21 protein-coding genes are annotated in these 23,493 nt (G+C 48.7%); all 21 read right to left on the reverse strand.

Translation table 11 applies throughout. The features are described 5' to 3' along the window. Window positions 1-84: 84 nt before the first annotated feature. Window positions 85-2,493 (reverse strand): glycoside hydrolase family 2 TIM barrel-domain containing protein, encoded by a 2,409-nt coding sequence (locus tag H8R94_RS02080; RefSeq protein WP_186853737.1) that lies wholly within the window; start codon window positions 2,491-2,493, stop codon window positions 85-87. A gap of 178 nt (window positions 2,494-2,671) precedes the next feature. Further along, window positions 2,672-4,399, reverse strand: a complete 1,728-nt coding sequence (locus H8R94_RS02085) for an ABC-ATPase domain-containing protein (RefSeq protein ID WP_186853738.1) — start codon at window positions 4,397-4,399, stop codon at window positions 2,672-2,674. Between the two features lie 9 nt (window positions 4,400-4,408). Then, window positions 4,409-5,707, reverse strand: a complete 1,299-nt coding sequence (locus H8R94_RS02090; protein ID WP_243238433.1) for an amidohydrolase family protein — start codon at window positions 5,705-5,707, stop codon at window positions 4,409-4,411. Window positions 5,708-5,803: 96 nt separating this feature from the next. Beyond that, window positions 5,804-6,496, reverse strand: coding sequence for a precorrin-2 C(20)-methyltransferase (gene cobI, locus H8R94_RS02095; RefSeq protein WP_186853739.1), 693 nt, complete (start codon window positions 6,494-6,496; stop codon window positions 5,804-5,806). Continuing rightward, window positions 6,481-7,881: a cobyrinate a,c-diamide synthase gene (locus H8R94_RS02100; RefSeq protein WP_186853740.1), complete on the reverse strand. Its 1,401-nt coding sequence runs from the start codon at window positions 7,879-7,881 to the stop codon at window positions 6,481-6,483. Before H8R94_RS02100 ends, cobI begins: the two co-directional genes overlap by 16 nt. Before the next feature lie 15 nt (window positions 7,882-7,896). Next, complete coding sequence (cobK, locus tag H8R94_RS02105) at window positions 7,897-9,981, reverse strand: precorrin-6A reductase (protein ID WP_186853741.1); 2,085 nt, start codon at window positions 9,979-9,981, stop codon at window positions 7,897-7,899. Continuing rightward, window positions 9,978-10,721 carry a precorrin-3B C(17)-methyltransferase gene (gene cobJ, locus H8R94_RS02110; protein ID WP_186853742.1) on the reverse strand — a complete coding sequence of 248 codons (744 nt, stop codon included), beginning with the start codon at window positions 10,719-10,721 and terminating at the stop codon, window positions 9,978-9,980. The genes cobK and cobJ overlap by 4 nt, the downstream gene beginning before the upstream one ends. A 15-nt stretch (window positions 10,722-10,736) precedes the next feature. Further along, window positions 10,737-11,765 carry a cobalt-precorrin 5A hydrolase gene (locus H8R94_RS02115; protein ID WP_186853743.1) on the reverse strand — a complete coding sequence of 343 codons (1,029 nt, stop codon included), beginning with the start codon at window positions 11,763-11,765 and terminating at the stop codon, window positions 10,737-10,739. Continuing rightward, the gene (gene cobM / locus H8R94_RS02120; protein ID WP_118534683.1) at window positions 11,762-12,520 is read right to left on the reverse strand and encodes a precorrin-4 C(11)-methyltransferase; all 759 of its coding nucleotides are present in this window, start codon (window positions 12,518-12,520) and stop codon (window positions 11,762-11,764) included. Before cobM ends, H8R94_RS02115 begins: the two co-directional genes overlap by 4 nt. Before the next feature lie 4 nt (window positions 12,521-12,524). Beyond that, window positions 12,525-13,637 carry a cobalt-precorrin-5B (C(1))-methyltransferase CbiD gene (gene cbiD, locus H8R94_RS02125; RefSeq protein ID WP_186853950.1) on the reverse strand — a complete coding sequence of 371 codons (1,113 nt, stop codon included), beginning with the start codon at window positions 13,635-13,637 and terminating at the stop codon, window positions 12,525-12,527. Between the two features lie 23 nt (window positions 13,638-13,660). Then, on the reverse strand, window positions 13,661-14,305 hold the full coding sequence (locus H8R94_RS02130) for a precorrin-8X methylmutase (RefSeq protein ID WP_118281002.1): 645 nt from the start codon (window positions 14,303-14,305) through the stop codon (window positions 13,661-13,663). Beyond that, window positions 14,296-15,360 carry a pyridoxal phosphate-dependent aminotransferase gene (locus tag H8R94_RS02135; RefSeq protein ID WP_186853744.1) on the reverse strand — a complete coding sequence of 355 codons (1,065 nt, stop codon included), beginning with the start codon at window positions 15,358-15,360 and terminating at the stop codon, window positions 14,296-14,298. Before H8R94_RS02135 ends, H8R94_RS02130 begins: the two co-directional genes overlap by 10 nt. A 29-nt stretch (window positions 15,361-15,389) precedes the next feature. Further along, entirely contained in the window at window positions 15,390-16,370 is a 981-nt protein-coding gene (gene cbiB / locus H8R94_RS02140) for an adenosylcobinamide-phosphate synthase CbiB (protein ID WP_118281000.1), read from the reverse strand. Then, the gene (locus tag H8R94_RS02145) at window positions 16,367-17,008 is read right to left on the reverse strand and encodes a histidine phosphatase family protein (RefSeq protein WP_186853745.1); all 642 of its coding nucleotides are present in this window, start codon (window positions 17,006-17,008) and stop codon (window positions 16,367-16,369) included. The genes cbiB and H8R94_RS02145 overlap by 4 nt, the downstream gene beginning before the upstream one ends. Further along, complete coding sequence (locus H8R94_RS02150; RefSeq protein WP_178009442.1) at window positions 16,981-17,397, reverse strand: bifunctional adenosylcobinamide kinase/adenosylcobinamide-phosphate guanylyltransferase; 417 nt, start codon at window positions 17,395-17,397, stop codon at window positions 16,981-16,983. Before H8R94_RS02150 ends, H8R94_RS02145 begins: the two co-directional genes overlap by 28 nt. Window positions 17,398-17,409: 12 nt before the next feature. Continuing rightward, window positions 17,410-18,177 (reverse strand): adenosylcobinamide-GDP ribazoletransferase, encoded by a 768-nt coding sequence (locus H8R94_RS02155; protein WP_118534679.1) that lies wholly within the window; start codon window positions 18,175-18,177, stop codon window positions 17,410-17,412. Then, a complete protein-coding gene (locus tag H8R94_RS02160) occupies window positions 18,165-18,725 on the reverse strand; it encodes a bifunctional adenosylcobinamide kinase/adenosylcobinamide-phosphate guanylyltransferase (protein ID WP_186853746.1) in 561 nt (186 codons plus the stop codon). Before H8R94_RS02160 ends, H8R94_RS02155 begins: the two co-directional genes overlap by 13 nt. After that, window positions 18,722-19,813, reverse strand: coding sequence for a nicotinate-nucleotide--dimethylbenzimidazole phosphoribosyltransferase (cobT, locus tag H8R94_RS02165; protein WP_186853747.1), 1,092 nt, complete (start codon window positions 19,811-19,813; stop codon window positions 18,722-18,724). Before cobT ends, H8R94_RS02160 begins: the two co-directional genes overlap by 4 nt. A gap of 13 nt (window positions 19,814-19,826) precedes the next feature. Then, window positions 19,827-21,353, reverse strand: coding sequence for a cobyric acid synthase (locus H8R94_RS02170; protein ID WP_118534677.1), 1,527 nt, complete (start codon window positions 21,351-21,353; stop codon window positions 19,827-19,829). Further along, window positions 21,341-22,468 carry an ABC transporter ATP-binding protein gene (locus tag H8R94_RS02175; RefSeq protein WP_243069518.1) on the reverse strand — a complete coding sequence of 376 codons (1,128 nt, stop codon included), beginning with the start codon at window positions 22,466-22,468 and terminating at the stop codon, window positions 21,341-21,343. Before H8R94_RS02175 ends, H8R94_RS02170 begins: the two co-directional genes overlap by 13 nt. 13 nt (window positions 22,469-22,481) lie before the next feature. Continuing rightward, window positions 22,482-23,486, reverse strand: coding sequence for a FecCD family ABC transporter permease (locus H8R94_RS02180; RefSeq protein WP_186853748.1), 1,005 nt, complete (start codon window positions 23,484-23,486; stop codon window positions 22,482-22,484). Window positions 23,487-23,493 lie beyond the last annotated feature (7 nt).

Genomic DNA, 23,493 nt, shown 5'->3' on the forward strand with positions numbered 1-23,493 from the left:
TCGCGCCAACTAAAAATGACATTAGCCGGCACATGCTAACTAATGTCATTTTAACATACTCTTATAAGAAAATAACGGATTATTTTATGAAACGCTTATGTCCGTCTCGACCGGTTCCAAGCCCTCTCCAGAAACTTTCACATGAATACAGCCCGTTTCATATCCAGCGCGGATAACAGCAAGGGATTTGCCAAGGAAAGTCTTGTGCTGATCGGACACAAAATCATCTGCAATATTTGGTCTCGCAGAGCCATATCCCTGCAAGCACCCGGCACCTGTGACTTCCACCTTTAAGACCTGATCGACAGATGATTTGGTAATACCGTTTTCGCCCACCAGATCAATGTTTAAAAAGCAAAGATCCTGCCCGTTAGCCCGTAGACTCTGACATTCCGGTCTTAAAGAAATCTTTGTCTTTCCGCTGGCAGAGACCAATTTACTTCTTCCTGTCTCCTTGCCGGAAGCATCGTATGCCACTGCCTCGATCTGCCCCTCTTGATAGGTCACTTTCTTAAACTTCGCCATATCCTGCTTGGTCTTTTTCTTGCCCAGACTCTGACCGTTTACCAAAAGTTCTACCACCGGCGCATCGGAATAGACGGTTGCCATCGTGCGCTTTCCTTCACAGCCTTCCCAGGACCAACTCTCCACGGCATCCGTGGTACGCCACATGGAAAGCGACTGGAAATGATCTGCATGGGTCAGCGGATCTACCCCAATCGTCGGCACATCCTGCAAGCCCCAGATGATCTTGCCCCAGCCCACTTCCGGACGCATCTTTCCGCAGATATCAATGATACCGGGACCGCCTGTCATAATAAGACCCGGATCAATGTTTTCTTTTGTCTTCTTATCAACATAACGCACGGTTCCTATACCGGACTCGCCCAGATAATCCCAGCCCGTCCACATGAAATCGCCTGTCATGGTTGGCAATTTCTTTACCAGTTGCCAGTTTTCATACAAAGATTGTGGCAGGGTCTCGGATCCGGTCGTTGCTTGATTTGGACAATCTCTGGCATCTTTTTCATAGCGGCTGGTCGCATAATTATATCCCGGAATATCAAAGATCTCACGCATCTTGACAGCCACGGCATTTGCCTTTTTGGAAGACGCAGCCTTAGTCATCAGTTTTCCCATCTTATTCATGAGCAGATTAAAGAAATCAGAGGTTGGCATAGCATCCATGCCACCAGTTCCACTGTCCTTGACCTGTCCCTTGTCATCCGTTCCGTAAATGCTCTTTTTGCCGCCAGCCATCATAGCAAGCATCAGGTTGATACCTGCGGTCACCGGACGCGTCTTATCTTTTTCATGGCAAAAATCTACCATGACTTTCGCCTGCTTCTGTCCATCTTCCATACCGAGTTCTGTGATCTCATTTCCGATCGAATACATGACAACGGATGGATGGTTGTAGTCTTTGGAGATCATAGCCTCCGTATCCGCTTTCCACCATTCCTTGAATTTATCACCTGCATAGTCATATGGATTTTTGTGGATCAGCCACATATCAAAAGTCTCATCCATCACATACATACCCATAACATCGCAGGCATCTAACATTGCCTTTGAGATCGGGTTGTGTGCAGACCGGATGGCATTAAATCCTGCTTCTTTTAAAATGCGCACACGCCGGGTCTCAGCATCTGCAAACCCACAGGCGCCCAGCACGCCATTGTCGTGGTGGATACATGCACCGCGAAAGAGGACTTCTTTTCCATTTACAAGAAATCCCTCTTTTCCCCATGCAAGAGTACGCATACCAAAATGACTTTCATCACAATCAAGCACACTGCCGTCCTGCACAAGTTCTGCTCTTACCCGGTAAAGATGCGGATCTTCGGCAGACCATGGTTTCGCATTCGGTATCATGATCGTAATACCCTCGGTTTCCAAGTGTGTCAGATCTTCCACGACCATATCCGTCACGACCACATTTTGATCCAGAATCGTGATCTTTGCCTGGGCATTTTCCGCCACACAGGCAAGGCGCAGGCAGATACATTCCTGATCCAATACCTGTACCTTGATTCCTTCCGGCTTGATATAAGATGATCCCGCCGTATAAAGTGACACCGGGCGATAAATACCACTGCCGGAATACCATCTGCTGTTTGGCACATCTGCATTATCCGCGATCACCTGAATCTCATTCTGACCGACCGTCAAAAGATCTGTCAGATCTACATAAAAATTCGTATAACCATAAGGTCTTTCCGCGATCTGCTTTCCATTGAGGCTGATGCGCGCATTCTGGTAAACTCCCTCAAACTCCAAGATATTGGTCTGCTCTGCTGTCTGGGCATCCACATCCCAAATCTTCTTATAAATGTACTTGCCACCCTCAAAATAAGCACTGGCGCTGGCTGTCTTATTTTCTTTCGCCCTTTTTTCATAGAGCATGGCATCATGCGGCAGATTAACGTGTTCTACCCTCTCCTGCCCTTCTTTTTGCACCGTCCAGTCCCGGTTAAAATCGATTTTTCTCATAGACGCTCCTCTTTTCCTCTGTTTTCACGCTAGTATATTTTCATATCTTACAAGTATTATATCTGTTGTCTTCTATCGTGAAAATATCATAAAGCGTCCTATTTATGTCATTTTTTATCATATCCGATGATTCTATCCCCAGAAGTCCCCGCTTTTTCATCCAGAGTAAAATTTATTTCTATATGCGATAACGGTTAAAGCAGGCATAGATCTCCTGTTTTCTTGGGATTGCCAAGCCTCCGGAAAGCGTACCGCGCCCTGCGGTAAATTGCATGCCCTCCTGCTCCAGTTTGACTTGCAGATATTCCACGACATCCGCAATACTTCTTTTCCCGTCCACCAGATTTTCTACGGCATATTTTAAGAGTTGTCCCAGCGCCGCTGTCTGTTCGCTGTCAATCAGTTGTTCTAAATAACGCAGATCCACGTTTTGTTTTCCCAGTGCAAAACCATCTACACCCAATATCTTTACCTTAAGATGATCGCCGGCATCTTTGATCGCACCGGTCCGATAATCTCTGCGCTTGACGGCTCCATTTTTATCTTTTTCCATGATACGATGGAACACCGGATTTTCAAAAGGCTTTGCCACATCCTCTGCTATCGGAAATTCCCTGCACAAATCTTTTGCCTTTTGGGTGATGTCCACCGGCTCATACTGATCCATCTGGATCACGGTGTCCGCAATATGGAAAAATGCTCCCGAACTCCCGGCAACCAGAATGGTCGAAATATCCATCTTTTCATAGAGTTCCCTTGCTCTTGCCAAAAATGGCGTGATCGGCTCCTGATCCGGACTAACAACCTTTTGCATAAAAGCATCCCGCACCATAAAATTCGTTGCAGAGGTATCTTCATCCAGCAAAAACAGTTGACTGCCTGCCTCGATTCCTTCTACGATTCCTGCCGCCTGGGATGTACTGCCGCTGGCGTCTTTTGTAGAAAAATCATGGGTATCCCTGCCATTTGGCAGATCATTGATAAACATAGAGATATCTACATTTTTGATGAATCTTCCATCTTCAGCACACAATTTGAGCGCCGTATCATCTGCAATGACATACTCTCTGCCATCGCCTGCAATATGATCGTAGACACCAAGTTCCAAAGCATTTAACAGAGTGGACTTGCCGTGATAACCGCCACCGACGATCAGGGTGATTCCCTCTTTCACGCCCATGCCCTTGAACTTTCCTTTATGTGGTAAATCCAAGGTGACCTGTAAAGACTCCGGCGATACAAATGCTTTAGCCCCCTTCATAGGGCGTGAAGAAATTCCGCTTTCTCTTGGCAGAATAGAACCATTGGCAACAAAAGCAACCAGACCTTTCTCTTTTAACTGCTGCCGGATTGCTCTCTGGTCTTCTGCCAGGTCAATCGCTTCTTTTATCCGCGTCGCATCCAGATTTTCATAATACAGAGCCTTTTCCACGCAGACCGGCAGAAAATCAAAGAGGATCTTATCCAGTTCTCTGGCATTGATAGTTCTGCCATTTGCCGGAAAACCAATGGAAAAGCGCACGATGATCTCATTGGTCCTGACTTGGCATGCCGTCCGTCGCAAAACTTCCTGTCCCGGATGAGAAACCGAGATCAGCCCACTCTTACCGGATCCTTTTGCCTTAAAAGAAAAGGCATTGACCTGTCTTGCAAACTCCCGCACTAAAAGATCTGCCAGCCGATCTCTCGTCAAGCCATCTTTCATGGCAAAATCGGGAAATCCTGCCTTTGTTGCATCGATGGTCACACGCACATCGGACGGTGCCGCAAAAGGGTCGCCCTGCACATGATCGATATGTAAGGTGTATTTTGGAAATCGATAACTGCCCTTTAAAGACTTATACTGCGGATAGGACTTGTGATCGATATTTCGTAATTGCTCTCTTAGTTCTCTGTCTGACTGCATGGCTGCTCCTTACTTTACCCGATTGAATTTATCCATCTCAACTTCCACTTCCGGGATCTTCTTGACCTGCGGATGGTCGTAGATAACGCCATCTTTTACTACCATCTCTACATGACGCAGAACAGAAAGATTCTCCAGCGGATTACCCTTGGTCACGATCATATCTGCACATTTGCCGACCTCAATAGAACCTGTGACATCACCAACCCCGGCAAGTGTCGCATTCAAAAGTGTTCCGGTATAAAGAGCAAAGGCATTGGATACCCCACAATATTTTCCATAAAAATCCAGTTCTCTCCACATATCATACTGGGTCACAAACGGGCAAGCCGTGTCCGTACCAAGTCCCACCGGAACCCCTTGTGCCAGATTTTCTTTTGCCATTTCAATGACACCGTCAAAGACGACCTTACCATTTGCCTTCTGTTCCTTGGTCGCATGCGATACCTGGCAATCAAAAAGACCATATGGCAGAGCCGGACAAAGTGTTGCCACCTGAAAAGCACCGTTTTCTTTAAATAATGCTGCAATGTGCGCATCCGGTTTTGCCCCATGCTCGATCGAATCCACACCGTTTTCCAGTGCTACGGCAACGCCCTTTGGACTCTCCACATGGGCAGCCACCTGAAAGCCCAGTTCATGTGCCCGGTCACAGGCAGCCTTTACATACTCCGGTGGCATACGAAGTACACCCGGTTCTCCGACCACTTCTGCATCCATGACGCCACCTGTGATCATCAGTTTGATCAGATCCGGTTTATCCTTTGCAATCACATCCACATAATCTCTTGCCTCCTCGGCACTATGCGCTATGTATGCCAGCGATCCCGCCATATGTCCGCCCGGAACCGAAATCGCCATACCACTGGCAAGAATACGCGGTCCGATACGTTTACCCGCATTAATCTCATCACGGATCCTTGTATCAAAATCAGCAATACCTCCCACGGTACGGATCGTCGTCGTTCCACTCAAGAGTTGGGTCTTGGCAAAATTTGCCACCATAGCATGACCGACCGCACGCATAAGCCCTGAGGATGTGATCTGCTTGACAGATTTGACCGGGTCGATCGGCTTCTTTTTGGGTTTACCTGATCCTGCTAAATGCACATGCAGATTGACCAGTCCCGGCATAAGATATGCACCTTGCAGATCAATGATCTGAAAGTCCTGATACGCTTCCTTATCCTCTTTATCTACAATTCCTGTGATCTTGCCATCCTCCACCAAGACCACTCGATCTTTCTGTGGTGCCATGTCCTGTCTGCCATCCAAAAGAACTCCACCTACAAATGCTTCTTTCATCATGCTCACCTCGTATTTATTAAATCTAAAGTTTATTTCTATAAACCACACAAAATATATCTGTCTTGTATTGTAGCACTTTTTTGCTAAAATCTCATCCTATTTCACAATGACTGTGGTAAGATAGCCTGCATCCCCCTCCAAGACATCCAGACCGATCATGACCTTTTCGTTTTCCATACCACAATTTGCCACGGCATATACCTCCAGAGTTTTCCCGCTTTCCACTTCTCTTTGCAGTCCTGCCTTTAAGTGAGCCAGACTTTTTCCTGCTTTCATATAGATGCGGGTACCCGGATAATCTTTTGCATCTTCCGTATCATAGGATCCCGGGATCACATGGATCTGCTGATCCCGGTCTGCCAGTGAGATACCAAGTCTTGCCGCCACTGCCAGAAAAGAAGGAATCCCGCTGATGATCTTCGCCTCATAGCCCTGCGCCACCACACGTCTGTGGATATAATGATAGGTCGCATAAATACTTGGATCTCCGATCGTGACAAAGACAATATTTTTATTTTTCTTTAACCACGATATAATTTCCTTGGTATTTTGATCCATCTGTGCATCCAGAGCCTTCTGATCTTTTATCATAGGAAAATCCATATAAAGACAGGCTTTCTCTGCCAGTTGTGGTACTGCCTGCACTGCGATCTGATAGGCATAGCATTTCTCCTTTGTCTTTGCTGGCAAAACCAAAAGATCACATGCTTTTAATGCCCTACATGCTTTTATCGTTAACAGTTCCGGATCTCCCGGGCCGACGCCCACACCAGCTAATATTCCTGCCATGCTTTTTCCCTTCGACACTCTTCTATAAAATGCTGCACAAAGACCGGATTAGATGGATAATACAAATGTGCAAAACCTAAAAACTGCTTTTGGTTTTCATGCACACATTCCCAGGAACGACCGCCCACCGGTTTTTTTGCTATACAATCCCTTCCATTATCACTGCTATCATAATAGTGAAATTCATGTCCACGGATCTGGTCTGCTTCCGACAAAAAATTGGTCTCTTTTTCTGTGATCCCCACATAGCCAAACCGTACCAGATGCCCTGTATAATGGCAGTCGCCGTCTACGACTCCTACCATCTTGTATCTTTCCCCCTCCTTGGTTTCCAATGTCTTATGCAGATACATAAATCCACCACATTCTGCCAGAATCGGCATACCCTGCGTCACTGCCTGTCGGATGTCCTGACGCATAGAAAGGTTTTCCGATAATTCCTTAGCATAAAGTTCCGGGTAGCCTCCCCCCAAGAGCAGCCCTTGGATTCCCTTTGGCAGATGCCCATCATCCATTGGAGAAAAATAGCAAAGTTCTGCACCCGCGGCTTCTAACAAACGCAGGTTGTCGGCATAATAAAAACAAAACGCCGCGTCTCGGGCAACCCCGATCTTTACTTTTGGAATAGCAGTATCTTGTCCTCCCATGCAGATATGTCCTATTTTCTCTCCCTCCAGATCAGCGGCTTGTCCTGCGATTCCCAGTAACGTCTCCAGATCGATCGTCTCTTTCATCTGATCTGCAATCCGTTCTAAGACCTCTTGCAGATCCCGGATTTCATCCGGCAACTGTAAGCCCAGGTGCCGGCTCTGAAATTGCAGATCTTTCCGCACAGGGAAGTATCCCAATACCGCCAGCCCCACTTCTTTTTCAATCATCCCTTTCAACTGCTCATAAAAGTTTACAGAACAGCGGTTTAAAATGAGTCCTTGGATCAGGTGGCCTGTATCCATTGCCAGAAACCCCTTCACTTCTGCCAGAACAGACCTCCCCATGCCATGCACATCAATGACTAAAATAATGGGTGTCTGCAAGACCTTTGCCAGATGATAGGCGCTTGCTCTTTCCTCAATGCCACCCAGTCCGTCATACAGCCCCATGACACCTTCCACCACAGAGATCTGGCTTTCATTTTCTGCCAGAAAAAGCCCCCGTGTTGTCTTCTCATCCGTAAAATACAGATCCAGATTTTTGGATGGCACACCCAAGACACGCTCATGAAACAGGGGATCGATATAATCCGGTCCACACTTAAAAGCCGCCACGCTCTTGCCGCTATCCAAAAGCGCCTGCAAAAGTCCACAGGTGATCAGGGTCTTACCACTGCCACTGTGTGGGGCTGCGATCATAATACGATTGTGAGGATTGTTTTGTATTTCTTTCATATATTAAATCATCCTTTAATTACTCGTAAATTGAAAAGATACTATAGTGACCGGATTCTGTCCCATCATCATATGATAGTCTCCCAGAGTCTTGGCTTTGCTGATCTGTACCTGGGTAATGTCCAGATCCGTCACTTTCCATGTCTTCAGACAGCCCATAATCTCACTCAAGGTCTCCAGACTGATAGCATTGATGACAACACGCATAGATGGATTTTTTGCATACAAGTTTTTTAGGATGGCTGCCATATTTCCACGACTGCCCCCGATGAAAGCATGGGTTGGTTCCGGGAAATTCTCCATCCCTTCCGGTGCCATACCCTGCACCACCTGCACGTTTTTCAGTCCAAAACGATCCGAATTCTTCCTCGTCAAAGCAACCGCTTCTTCCACCGAATCTATGGCATAGACCCGGATCCCCGGCGACAACATTGCCATTTCCACGGAAATGCTGCCACTGCCACAACCGATATCGTAGCAGACTGCCTCCGGTGTCAGACGCAATTTTGCCACGGATAAATGCCGGATCTCCTCCTTTGTCATAGGCACCTTGGTACGCAGCATCCACTCATCCGAAAGACCTGCGCCCGAATAGATCGTCTGCGGCATATCATTATAAAGCATGCCCACATAAAGTCCCTCTTTTTCCAGAAGCAGACACTCTCTCGGTGTCAGACATAAGACATCTTCCTCTGCATAGGACAACTGATAGCCCAGATATATCTTTAACTGCGGTGCGTAGCGCATAAAAAGGCTTCCGATCTTTCTGACATCTTCCAGTCCCGAAGTCAGAAAGAATACTTTTTTCTCGTGCAGACCGATCCATAAAAGACGGCTGATCCATTTATCTTCCGCGACACCATGGGTAGAAATGATCTTGGCATCCTCCCATGAAGTCGGGATCTTGGATGCCAGATAGACCAAAGAGGAAATCCCCGGAATGATCTCCACAGAAAGCCCCTCTATATTCTGCAAAGCCTCATAGAGTTTCTTACAGCCACTGTAAAATCCGGTATCACCGGAAAATAGGATTGCAATATTTCCCCTCTTTTTTTCTGCAAGAAGTTCCTTTATTTTCGGCACAATATCCGCAGCCAGATAATAAGGATATTTTTCCACGCCTGCCGAAAAAGGCTCGATTATACGGCTTGCACCAAAAATATAATCTGCATTTAAAATCGCACCTTTTCCGCGACAGGTCAGATAATCTTCTGCCCCCATCCCGATGCCGACAAGAGCCACATGCATTTGCCCGTATGCCTTATCTGCTTCCGACAAAACCTCTGCCTCATTTTCCTCTGTCAGACCATCATCTGCTTGGAGCCTACAGCCCAGCAAATCTTCCAAGGCTGCTAAGATTTCTTTCTCATCATAGATCTGCCAGTTACCTGTATCAGTTTTCGGACGCGCGATCACATAAGACCTGATCCCCATTTTTCTAGCAGCCGAAAGTTTCTCTTCCATGCCACCAATAGAGCCACTCTCCTTTGTCACCATATGTCGAATGTCGTACTGCCTATAAATGGCAGTATTGATCTCCTCGGAAAAAGGTCCCTGCATGGCGATGATCTGATTGCCCTCCAGACCATTCTCATAGCAGAGGGACAGACTCTCCATCCCCGGCAGGACACGCACGATCAAACGTTTTCTCAGCCTTTCATCCCGGCAAAAAATATGCAGTTCTTTACTTCCTGTCGTAAGCAAAATATTCCCTTGCCTAGCAAGCAGTGCCTGACAGACCGCCTGACTGTCCGCAAAGACTTCTTCCTTTCCAAAGTCTTCCTCCGCATCCAGCCGTCGCTCCAGACGCACATAAGGAATCCCACGGTTTTGCAGACTCTCTCTTATGTTTTCCGAAACGATCTTTGCAAAAGGATGGGTCGCATCGATCACCACATCCGGTCTGATGTCTGCGTATAATTCCTTCATGGCATCGACATCCAATCGCCCCATATGCACCTGCATAAGTTCCGATGACTCCATGACCTGTACACCATATTCAGTCGCCACACAGACATGGCAAAAAATCCCATTTTTCACTAAAGTTTCTGCCAACCGGCGTCCTTCCGTTGTCCCGGAAAAAATCAAGACATTCTTCATAGCCTATATCCTCTCGGTGTGACCAAATGGTCCCCATCTATCCTTGTTTTTTCATTTCCCACAAAGACTGTGGTAAACATATTGACCTGACACTCCCGCAATTCCGCCAGCGTACATACATGACTCTGGCATCCCTCACGTCCAATATTTTCTACATAGCCACAAGCGCGCATAGGATCGGCTTCAGCCGCCAACATGATATCGCAGGCACGTTTCAGATAATCTTTCCGTTTATGACTGGACGGATTGTAGATGGCAATGGCAAAATCCCCCTGGATCGCCGCCACCAGTCTTGCCTCGATCTTTTCCCAAGGTGTTAAAAGATCACTCAGACTGATCACACAATAGTCATGGTTTAAGGGTGCTCCCAGTACCGCCGCCCCACTGTTTGCCGCTGTCACGCCCGGAATGACCACCAGTTCAACCTCAGGATAGCCTTCTGCCATTTCAAACATAGGTGCCGCCATCCCATAGACACCGGCATCCCCGCTACAGATCATAGCTACCTGCTTTTCTTCCATGGCATAGTCGAAACATATGCGACAGCGTTCGATCTCCTGACGCATAGGGGTCGTCTTAAATTCCTTATCTGGGAAATGCTGGCGCACCAGATCCACATAGACCGTATAACCGATAATCATGTCGCTCTTGTGCAATGCCTCCACAGCGTCACCACTCATGCCGCTGATACTGCCCGGTCCCATACCTACAATATAGATCACTTTCTTATTCTCGCTCATGTCTTGCCTTTCTTCTTACTTTGATACGTTCGTCTGCCAAGTCTGGATCCGCGGGATCTGCTTTGCCAAAGCAAAAGTCATACCATCCTTTGCCTGTTTTTTTACCAAAAGCCGTCCCCCCTGCCCTGCACATGCCAGTGCAGCCCGCTCACAGACATTGGATACACCTGTCACATGTGAGACAAAGGCAGACTCGGAAAACTGCCCTTCCACCTCTTGTAAGTCATCTGCCCCATAGGTATAAAAGGGCAGATGATAAAAACAAGCCAAGGTCTCCAAGCCCATTTCTCCCTGCTTTAAGTCAATACTTGCAAGGGCAGCCACCTGATCCATGGCAATTCCTTCCTTTTGCAATTCTTCCAAGGCAAACGTCTGCAAGGCTTCAAAAGACTTTCCCTTCTTACAGCCCATGCCAAGGACATAGGGTTTATGGATCAGTTGCAGGTCTGTTTCCTGGTCCAAGGGATTGCACCCGATCCACAGATCAACATTTCCATCACTTGCCTCTACCAGATGCAGCCCTTCCGGCAGATCCTCTTTGAAAAAGGTAATCGCAGGATCAATGGCAAGCCGGATTTTTTCACCTTCCAGCAGCCTTTGGGAGATCCGGCGGATGCCAGCCCGGTCACAAATGCAAAAACCGTTTCTCCTTGCAAAGACATCCACGGCAAAGAGATCTTCCACGTCGGTCGCCGTCGTCAAAATAACCTCTGTCCCAACCCGGTCTGCTAAATTCCTCGCGATCTCATTGGCGCCGCCCATATGACCGGACAAGAGGGGAATGACGTGTCTGCCTCTCTGATCCATGACGATCACCGCACTGTCCCGCAATTTATCCTCGACAAAGGGCGCGATCAGACGCACGGCAATCCCCGTGGCTCCCACAAAAAGAAGCGGTATGTGATAGGAGAACTTGTCCCTGATCCATGCCTCCCGCGGCATATCCCCATCATAATACAAAGGACTGATCTCCTTGCATTTTTCAAAAAGATCTTCTGCCGTCTTTTGCCCCCGCTTAGAAAAGGTCATCACCCCTAAGATCATTGTTTTTTCCTCCGATATTCGGTTTCAAAGTCCGGCGCATAAAGGCGGGATCTGGCATAATTGCTGTGTGCAATGACCTGTCCCACCAATACCATGGCGGTCTTTGAGATATGATTTTCCTTTGCTACCAGTGGCAGGGTATCCACGGTACAGACAAAAGATCTTTCCTCCGGCCAGGTCGCCTTATAGATCAGCGCCGCAGGCGTATCTGCAGAATAGCCACCGGCGATCAGATTTTCCCGCAGAGTATCTAACATACCGGCACTCAGATAGATTGCCATGCTCGCCTGATGCGCCGCAAGACTCCGGATCTTTTCTTTGTCCGGCACGCCTGTCTTTCCCTCCTGCCTTGTGATAATGAGGGTCTGAGACACTTCCGGCAGGGTAAATTCCAGATTCAGACCTGCCGCCGCTCCAAAGCAGGCACTGACTCCCGGACAGGACTCATAGGCAATCCCCAGATCATCCAATCGATCCATCTGCTCCCGCACAGCGCCGTAAATGCTGGGTTCTCCGGTGTGCAGACGCACCGTGTTAAGCCCCTCTTTCTCGGCATCCTCGATCACGGCAAGCACTTCCTCTAAAGTCATATAGGCGCTGTTATAGACCTTTGCGTCTTTTCTGGCATAACCTAAAAGTTCCGGGTTTACAAGCGATCCGGCATAAATGATCACATCTGCCTGCTCCAATAGATTTTTTCCGCGCACCGTGATCAGGTCCGGTGCACCGCATCCTGCTCCCACAAAATAAACCATTCTTCTATCCTTTCAGTTCCTGTAAAAGACTCTGTGCTCCGGGACTTTCTGCCAAGAGCCCATAATCTGTCGCATACATCATACATTCGATCTGCATCCCATCACCGGCACGCTTTCTCAAGTAAAATAAGATCCGCTCCATGGCACGCTCCATGGTCGCCTCCAAGATGCCTGCCTCCGACAGGAGTTTGACGCCTTCCTCCGTCGTGACTGCATCCAGAAGATCTTTTGCCGTCTTGGCATGACAGCCCGCATAAATGGCAGCCGCCGCTAAGAGTTCCATACGACAGTCGCCCTCTTTGGAATGGGTATTCATCATGCCGCCGGAAAGTTTAATGAGTTTGCCGATGTGCCCGGTCAAAAGCATTGCCTCAAATCCCATCTGCTTTGCCATATCTATAGTATCTCCGATAAAATTCGAGCACTTGACACTGCGATCCAGATCATAGTCATAGGTCTTTTTCATAAAATCCAAACCGTAATTTCCCGGCGAGACTGCCACGGCTTTTTGTCCCAAAGCCTTTTTCTGCCGCAGTTCGACCGCAATAGTGTCTTTGAGTGCCTGCGCACTCATAGGCTCTACGACACCGCTGGTTCCTAAGATAGATATACCGCCTAGGATCCCCAGTCTGGGATTAAAGGTGGATTCTGCCAGTTTCTGACCCTCCGGCACGGAGATTTCCACCGCAAGGTCTTCGTGATAATCCAAAACATGACAGACCTCACGCATTTCCCTTTCGATCATCTCTCTTGGCACATGATTGATCGCCGCATTTCCGACCGGCTGATCCAGTCCCGGCTTGGTCACACGACCGACGCCGATCCCGCCATCGATCAGTATCCTGCCCCCTGTGCTTGCCTCTTGCCCCTCCAAAAAAGAAACTTTTGCCACCACATGTGCCCCGGTCGTAATGTCGGGATCATCCCCACCATCTTTTATGACTGCACACTGCACTGCCCTCTCACCGCGCAAAATATCCACAATACTCGCATGAAAGGTAATGCCCTTTGGCGTAATGATATCGATCTTTTCTTTTTTTCTCCCGGTCAAAAGCATATAGCAGGCCGCCTTCGCCGCGGCTGCCGCGCAGGAGCCTGTTGTAAATCCGTTTCGCAGTTTTTCTTCCAAAGACCTACCCTCTAATCTCTGATATTGTTGCTTGCCAGATAAAGCAAGGCATTGCAGATGGCAGCCGCAATGTTGCTTCCACCCTTGCGCCCCCGGTTAATGATATATGGCACATCGCCGTCAAGGAACAATTCTTTTGCCGCCTCCACATTGACGAAGCCGACCGGAACTCCAATGATAAATGCCGGAACATAGGCTCCCTGCTCAATCATCTCGTGCAGTTCGATCAATGCCGTCGGCGCATTACCTATAGCAAAAATGACAGGTCCGGGCAGTCTTGCCGCCGTCTCCATGCTGACGACCGCGCGCGTCACGCCGCGTTCCTTTGCCTCTTTTGCCACGGCTTCATCTGCCATAAAGCAGTGTACCTGTCCGCCCAAACGAGCCAGAGTCTTCTTATTGATGCCAGCCTTAGCCATATTGGTATCGGTCACAATATGTGCACCACCTTTGATCAGTTCCAGCGCCTGCTCAATGGCTCCCGGCGAGTAGGTCATGGTCTCGGCATAGGAAAAATCGGCACTGGTATGGATAACACGTTTGGTGATCGGCACTTCTTTTTCCGGCAGAACGATTCCCCGCTCCTTCAATTCTTCCTCAATGATCTCAAAACTCCGCTTCTCGATCTCCTGCGGTTTTACGATTTCTATTTCCATCTGACTTTCTCTCCCTTTTTGACTGCCTGCATGGTCTCCACCAGGACCTGGTTTTCTTCCCGCCTGCGGATCGCTATGCGATAAAATCCCTTGGAGAGCCCGGCATAATCACTGCAATCCCGGATCAGTATCTTTTGTTTTAATAAGGCGGCATACCAGTCTATGCTGTCTTCATAAAACAAAAGGAAATTGGCTGTCCCCGGATAGACTTTTGCGCCGATTTCCTGCAAACTCTGCGTAAGATACGCTCTTTCCCTTTCCAGAAGTTGCCTTGTCTGCGACAGATAAGTTCCATCTGCCAAGACCTGCATGCCCGCAATGCCCGCCCTCTGCGCAATAACAGAAACATTCCATTCACTCACCTGTTCCTGCACCTTTTTTGCATCCTGCTCCTTAGGACAGAACAGATAGCCCAAACGGATACCCGGGATCGCCATGCTCTTTGTCAGTGCCTGTAAAATAAAGATATTCTTTGTCCCGGAAGATGCCTTTAAGAAAGAATTGTCTTTACCTTCTCCGGTCAGTTCGATAAAGCACTCATCGATCAAAAGCCGAATATTCATGTGCCGGCAGAGCCATGCCACTTTTGTTAAAAATTCTTGTGACAGCAGATGTCCACTGGGATTGCCGGGATTGGTCAGGATCACCAGATCCGGTGCTTCCGATCTAATGCGATCCAAAAAGGCCTCGGACAGGGCAAAATCCTCGTCCTCTTTGGTATCAAATAATGCAACATGACATCCAATACTTTTTAGGGCATAGGCATAGCCCGAAAATCCCGGTACCGGCAGGAGTGCCTTCTTTGGCATAAAAGCACGGGCAAAAGCAAGCAGCAGGTCAGATGCCCCATTGCCACAGACAATACATGCTGCGTCCTTTTGATAGACTCTGCCGATTGCCTGACGCAGTGCCTGACACTGAGGATCCGGATAGACCATGGCTTGCGTCAGCGACTGCTGCATGGCATCTGCTATCTCCTCCGGTATGCCCAGCGGATTGACATTGATTGAAAAATCCATATTCACTTCATTGCGATAACAATCTCCTCCGTGCATGCTGTTCCTTCCTATCATCTGCTATGTTCTTAAAATGCCAGGATCAGTCCCATGATCCCAAGGCACAGGAGCAGGCAAAAAACAGCCGCCCCATATGCCAGCCGGTTCATGCGCAGAATATCCTCATAGACGATCGCGCGTGTCGCATCCCCAAGTGTTGGCTTATTTACGATTTTTCCAAAATAAGAAGCGTCTCCCGCAAGCCGGATACCAAGGGATCCCGCTGCCATGGCTTCTGTCTGTGCCGAATTGGGACTGGCGTGCTGGTAACGGTCTCGTCGATAGATCCGCCATGCCCTTTTTGCATCATAGTCCTTGCCTAAGAAAACCGATGCCACCCAGAGGCATAAAGCACTGATCCTTGCCGGCAGAAAATTGACCAGATCATCCAGTTTTGCTGCGCATCTGCCAAAATCTGAATAGCGGTCATTCTTATAGCCCACCATGGAATCCATAGTATTGATTGCCTTGTAGGTAAGTCCCAGAATAGGACCGCCCAATGCCAGATATAGCATCGGTGCGATCTCTCCATCCGAAGTATTCTCCGCAACCGTCTCAATGGCAGCCTTGGCAACCCCGGTCGGGCTTAAATTCTGGGTATCCCTGCCAACGATCATAGATACTGCATATCTGGCATCTTCTAAGGTTTTATCCCGCAGGCATATATATACTTTTTTGCTCTCCTTGCAAAGACAGCGGAGTGCCAATGTCTGATAGGTCAAAAACATTTCCACCAGACATCCTGCCATAGGATGGATCCCATATGCCAAAAGCAGAACAAAAGCCGTCACCAGAATAGTTGTCCCACAGACTAGTAGGACCAGTCTGCGCCCACATCTTCTTTTTTGCTCTCCCGATAAAGCCTTGGTATCTTCCTCGCCCAGATCATGCTTTTCGATGGCAGAGATCAGGCGGCCGATCCAGCGGACCGGATGGGGAAAATTGTAGGGATCTCCCATGATCAGGTCGAGGAAAAAGCCACCCACAAAGGCAATCATATGATAGATCAATCTTCCAACTCCTCTAAGGCATCCTGCATGCAGTTATCTTCTTTTAAGAGCGGCTTGAGATCCAGCAGTTTGCCGTCGTCATCCAGCGTCAGACGAAATCCTGCGCCATTGTTTACCATATATTTATAGTAGTCGTCATCAGCCAGTTGGGAAACGATGGACATGATCGTACCGCCATGAGCCACGACTGCCGATCTTTTGATCCCCTCTGCCTGCATATCGCCAAGTACCTGTATGAAAGCATCCATGGTACGTTTTCCAAAATCCTTCATGGACTCGCCCCCCGGTATGCTGATCTTTCCGCGGGTCGCCACCCATAAAATATAAGATGGTCTGTTCTTTAATTCGGCATGGTTCTTTCCCTCAAAGACACCCATATCCATCTCGCGCAGACCGTCAACGAGTTCCGATGCCTGTCCCGGATAGATCAGTTCTGCGGTCTGTCTGGTGCGCTTCATTGGGCTGGCATAGACCTTTTCCACGGATGGATACCGCCCCAGGTTCTCTTTGATACCGGCGATTCCCTCCTCGGAAAGCGGCTGGTCTGTCCTGCCGATATAGCGCTTCTCCTTATTTCCTTCTGTTTTTCCATGACGGATCAATACGATCTCTACTTGATTTGTTGTGGTATCTGACATATGATTCTATCCACCCTTTCTGCTTTACTTGCAATCCCGATCAAAAGATTTCCGACCAGATCCCGATAGACGCGGTCTCCTTTTTGCAATGGCACGATGCCATTTCCCACCTCATCGCTGATGATGACAAGATGCCTGCATGCCCTGCAGATCGCCTCTATCCTATCCTGCATCTCATCCATCGTCATGCCCGCCTGCTGCCAGTTCCTGACACACAGATGAAAATGATCCCATAGGATGATATCCTGCGTCTGATCCCCGACCGGCAGTCTGCCACCCTCTGTAAGATCCTTTTCATCCAGACAGACGGCGTGCGGGTACTTTTTTTTGACATATGCACTTTTTCCCTGCGCCCTGCCACCAATGACAAGTTCCAGCCTTCCTTCCATTGCATTCTCCTTTTACTTTAACACAAGATAGATGCCGACCACAATCACGGACCACAATTCTGCCATACAGACAAAATAGCCCGCCAGATCTCCCGTGATCCCGCCAAACTGTCGACGGCTCATAAGATAATAATATAAAAACATCAATAGACAGGCTGCCGTGACCAAAATGCCATTCATACCGCTATAGATAAAAAGTGCGGTCACGACAAGAAGCATCTGTATCACCAGCCCGATGGATACGACCTTTGCACCGGAGGTATCTGCCTCGGTATAAAGGCTGCCCTCCTTTTTTGCTCCCGGAAAATGGATAACGGAAAGCCCACTGAGACATCGGCTGAGAAAAAAGGCAGCACTGACTGCGACCACAGCCTTTGTTCCCTCAATGACAGAAGCAAATCCAAGGGCAAGCAAGAGATATGATAGCAAGTGGATAACGGCAAAGGCACCGATATGAGGATCTTTTAAGATCTCCAGTTTTTTCTCTTTTCCCTGATAGGAACTTAGAGCATCCTTGGTATCCATAAAGCCATCCATATGAAAGCCCCCGGTCACAAAGAGCGGCAAAAAAACAGCCAGCGCCACAGAAAGGATCTTTCCCACTCCCAGATAGCCTGCCAGATGATACCAGGCGATCTCCAGTCCCCCGATCACAGCACCGATCCAAGGAAAAAAGAGCAGATGGTAGCGCATATCTTCCGACGCCCATACGAAATGCGGCATGGGTATCTTGGAATACATGGAAAAGGCTACACCTATGGCTTTTGCTATTTTTCGCATATCTGTCCGCCCTCACTTTCCTCCTGCTGGCTCTTTAATGTGACCGGAATACCGACCACCACTTCTATGACTTCATCTGCCATGGCTGCCAATGCCTGATTGATACCCCCCAGTGCCTTGATATAAGATGCCATGGCATCATCATAGTTTTCTCCATCTTCAAAGATATTATTGCTGACGATCACGCCATCTGCAGTCTGCTCTATCAGACTGCCTATATCCTTTAAAATCTTGTCTACCGTTTCTTTTTCATCCCTTATGCCCTCTTCCGTAAACATTTCATTTGCCAGAAGATTGGAGACACATTCCAGCATCCAGGCATCCCCCGCATCCAGAGCAATCTCTCCTAAGTCTATCGGCTTTTCTATGGTAAGAAAGCCCTTTTCCCTGCGCATGGTCCGATGCTTTTCTACACGCTTTTTCCCTTCTTCGTCAAAGACGCGCATCGTCGCAATATAATGTTTCTTTTCTGCCTCCATTGCAAGCAGACGCTTTTCGGCATATGCCGACTTACCGCTTCCGCTTCCACCAATGACGAATACGATCATATCTTATCTCCGTATCTATGATAGGTCTCTACCCCTGCATCCGAAAAAGAATTAGTCTCATCATAGACCGCCTTTGCCATGGCAAGCATAGGTAACAGCATCATGGCTCCGGTGCCCTCTCCCAGTGCCATATCCGCATAAATGACCGGTGCCAGGGCAAGTTCTTTTATAAGCGCTATCGTTGCCGGCTCCCGGCTGGCATGGGACGCGATCAAAAAGTCTTTACTTCCGGGCAATAACCTTTCTGCTGCCAGGGCGGCTACCATGCTGATCAAACCATCTAAGATCAGCGGGATCTCATAGATGGCTGCCCCCATACAGGCTCCTGCCATGGCTGCAATGTCAAATCCGCCCACTTTGGCTAAGACTTCTGTAGCAGACGCCTGATAAAGATCACATCTTTCGATGGTCTCCTGAATGACCCGGATCTTTTTTTGTAACTTTACATCATCCAGCCCTGCCCCGCGACCTGTCACCTCCTCTGCCTTTTTCTGTAAAAGGGCGGCTGCGACCGCACTGGAAGTCGTCGTATTGCCGATGCCCATTTCCCCGATGCAGACATAGTCAAGATTATCGCACTTGCAGGCATAGACCGCATCCAATCCGCATTGCAGAGCCTGCCGCATCTGCGTCTCATCCATCGCCGGCTCTTTGTAAAAGTCTCTTGTGCCGTGGGCTACTTTTTCATCAATGACATTGCAAAGCGTCTCCCTTGTATTGATCCCAACATCATAGACCCGGATCTGACAGCCCGCAAGGCTTGCCATACGACCGACCGCCGTCTGCCCTGCGGCAATATTTTTAGCGCAGGTCGCCGTCACTTCCTGTGGGGACTGGCTGATCCCCTCCGCAACAACGCCGTTATCCGCGCAAAAGACAAGTAAGCGTCCCATGTCAAACCTTGGCTCAAGCGTCTTTTGTATAGCGCCTATCTTTGCAAGCATGGGTTCAAACTGTCCCATGCCATCCAAAGGCTTTGCAATGCCATCCCAATGCTCCATGACCTTATGAAAGATGTCATGATCCCAAGACGTCAATTTATACTCTTTTTCTAAGACCTCATCGATCCTTACCTTTTCTGTCTGCATCTTTTCTTTCTCTCTAAATAGCGGCATCCTGTAACATGGCATAGACGGCATCCATATCCATGCTCTTTCTTATGCCCTCTGCCAGCAGATCATACTGACTCTCCTTAAATGACTGATAATCCGTGTCAGCCTCTGCCTGAAGGGTCAATCCCTTTTTCTCTGCCAAAAGCCTGCACAAATCATATGCCACATCCTTATCATCAAAAATACCATGCACATATGTGCCGTAGACATTGTCTCTCTGCCCGCCGTCTCTTTCCTGGCAGACCACATCATTCTTCTGATCCAGATGGCATAAAGGCTTGATGGCATCGACTGCCATGGTCTCTCCCATATGGATCTCATAGCCATGGATCCGGTGAGAAGAAAATCCTGCCAGCGCGCCTTCCGTGATCTCCATACTGCCGCTGGTCTGTGTGCGGACTTTTTCCGGCTTTAAGACTGTCTCCATCGGAAGCAGTTCCAAGCCCCGCAGTCCTTCTGATCCGTCTGCTTTGATGACATTCTCAATCCCCTCCGGATCAGCGATCCTTTGTCCCAGCATCTGATAACCGCCGCAGATGCCAAAGACCGGTCCGTACTGGGCAAATTTCTTGACCGCACTTTCCATGCCGCTTTCCCGCATCCATGCCAGATCTCCCATGGTATTCTTGGTTCCCGGCAAAATGACCATATCCATCTTCTCGATCTCATACGGATCTCGCACATAATGAACGCTGACGCCTGCGATCTGGTCTAAGGCTGAAAAATCTGTAAAATTGGACAGGCGTGGCAGGCGTACAACCCCGATATTGATCAGATCCATGTCCTTTGGTAAAAGGCTCTCTGCAAGGCTGTCCTCGTCATCCAAGGTCACTGACATATAAGGAACGACACCGACCACCGGCACTTCTGCTTTTTCTTCCAGCATAGTAATGCCCGGCTCCAGAATCGTGACATCCCCGCGAAATTTATTGATGACCAGTCCCTTGACCCGCTTCTTTTCTTTCTCAGTCAAAAGCATCATCGTGCCAAGCAACTGGGCAAAGACACCACCCCGGTCGATATCTCCCACCAAAAGTACCGGAGCATCCACCAGATGTGCCAGTCCCATATTGACGATATCGTTTTCTTTCAAATTGATCTCCGCCGGACTTCCGGCACCCTCGATCACGATGATATCCGCCTTTTCTTCCAAACGTCCAAAGGCTGCCACGATATCCGGCACCAGATTTTTTTTGTAAGAAAAATAGTCTCTCGCTTCCATATTGCCAAGGACTTTTCCCGCCACGATGACTTGTGAGCCATGGTCGTTGGTCGGCTTTAGGAGGATAGGATTCATGTCTACGCTCGGCTCTATGCCTGCTGCCTCCGCCTGCATGACCTGGGCGCGTCCCATCTCCAGTCCCTCCTTGGTAATAAAGGAATTGAGTGCCATATTCTGTGACTTAAAGGGAGCTACCCGGTAGCCATCCTGGGCAAAGACACGGCAAAGCCCTGCGACCAGTAAACTTTTTCCCGCATTTGACATGGTTCCCTGCACCATAATTACTTTTGCCATGGTTTTTCTCCCTCTCTGATCCATTTGCCCTGCTCTTTTGCATAGGAAAGCAGCTCCTTATTTGCCTGATTGAGTGGTCCAAAAGCATCCAGCGTACAGATGCAATAGTCGCAGTCATCGATCCATTTGCGCGCCTGCGCCATCTGCCGGATCTCGATCGGATAAAAGGCAGGCGTTGTCACAAGCGCACTTGCCAGTGCCTTTGCCGCCTTATACTCGACATCCCCCTCGGATAAGATGCCTGCCGCAAAGGGGATCTGGTCTCGCTGTAAGGTATAGTAGGCTGCAATCCCACTGCCGCCGCCCCCGATCACAAAGACCTTTGGCTCTCCTTTTGCCTTCTGCAAAAACATACTGCCGGATACGACATCATAAGCCTGAGCGCTGACCCCATATAGGCATGCAATGGTATCTCCGCAAAAGATCTCCTCCGGTCTGCCGATCTTTGCTATTGTCTCTCCATCCACACAGGCAACCAGATCTGAAACTTTTTGTGCCAGATCCAGTTCATGCAAAGACATAACGACCGCCAGGTTTTCTTCTTTTACCATATTTCGTATGGACTGCAGGATCTCTAATTTATAATGCATATCCAGATAAGACGTAGGCTCGTCCAAAATCAATATCTTTGGTTCCTGACAGATCGCCCTGGCAAGCATGACGCGCTGTCTTTGTCCGTCGCTGACCTTGGCAAAAAGCCGGTCTGCCACCTCAAGTGCATGCAGACTTTCCAAAGCTTTCTGGACTTTTTCCTCGTCTTCCTTTCCCAATACCCCAAATCTGCCGGTATAGGGATAGCGTCCGGTTGCGACCACATCACGACAGGTCATCAGTTCCGGCGAGATCCGCTCTGTGGTCACCATGGCCATCTGTTTTGCCAGCGCGGCATCTGTATAGGCATCCATCGTCCCCTCTGCCAGATAGACCTGACCTGCGATCGTCTTTAATTGTCTCGTGATACTTTTTAAAAGGGTCGATTTGCCGGATCCATTGGGTCCGATCAAAGTCAGGATCTGTCCCGGGCGCACCCAAAAGTTTACATCTTTTAAGACACTCTTTCCCTCATAACCGACAACCAGATCACTGGCCCTGATGCCTTGCATTTTTTCTTCCATATATACCTCGTTTCTATGCCCGCGCATCCTCTCTTTTGACCATCATGACGATGACGACCGGCACCAAAAGCACAGCCGTCACCGAACTGATACTGATCTCTGTCGGGGCGAACAGGCTTCTGGCAATGCCATCACAAAAAAGGGTCACGGCCGCTCCTCCCAAAAAACAACCCGGGATCAGATAAAGCGGTCTTGCCGTTTTCATCGCCTGCTTGACCAGATGCGGAACGGCAATCCCCACAAAGGAGATAGGTCCCGCAAAGGCTGTCACACAGCCGGACAAAAGGCTGGATAAAAGAATCAAAAGGATGCGGAGCAGACGAATGTTGACGCCCATGTTTCTGGCGTATGCTTCTCCCATCTGATAAGCTCCGATCGGTTTTGCCATAAAAAAGGTGGCTAAGACCGTAAGTGTGACTAAGACGACGATCATGCCTACATCCTTCCAGTCCGTACCGGAAAAACTGCCCATAGACCAGTTGTGGAGGTTGACGATATTGGAATCTGACGCGAAAGTCACCATAAAGTCTGTGATAGCGGAACAGATATAACCGATCATAATACCACACACGACCAAAAGCGACATCTTCTGTACGCGCATGGATAAGAGCAGGACAAAGCCCATGGCAAGCAAGGAGCCGATAAAGGCTGCCGCCACCATGCCAAGGGAGGATATCTGCATGCCTCTTTCCAAACACAGGATCATTGCCACGGCGACCAACATTTTCGCTCCGGAAGAAATACCAAGCACATAAGGACCTGCAATAGGATTTTGGAAAAAGGTCTGGAGCAGGAAGCCGGATACCGCCAAGGCTCCTCCCAAAAAGAGAGCCGCCAGAAGGCGGGGCATGCGAATATCCCACACAATATGATAAAAGGTGCCTTCTCTTGTCTGGCGGAGCAATACCTGCCACATCTGCATGCCATCCACCGACACACTGCCGGAAGTGACATTCCAGATCACCAGCAAAAGCAAGGCTATGATAAGACCTGTCATTGTCACGATAAATCGTTTCATCTGTCTT

This window comes from Roseburia lenta (genome assembly GCF_014287435.1).
In the GTDB taxonomy this organism is placed as follows: Bacteria; Bacillota; Clostridia; order Lachnospirales; family Lachnospiraceae; genus Pararoseburia; species Pararoseburia lenta.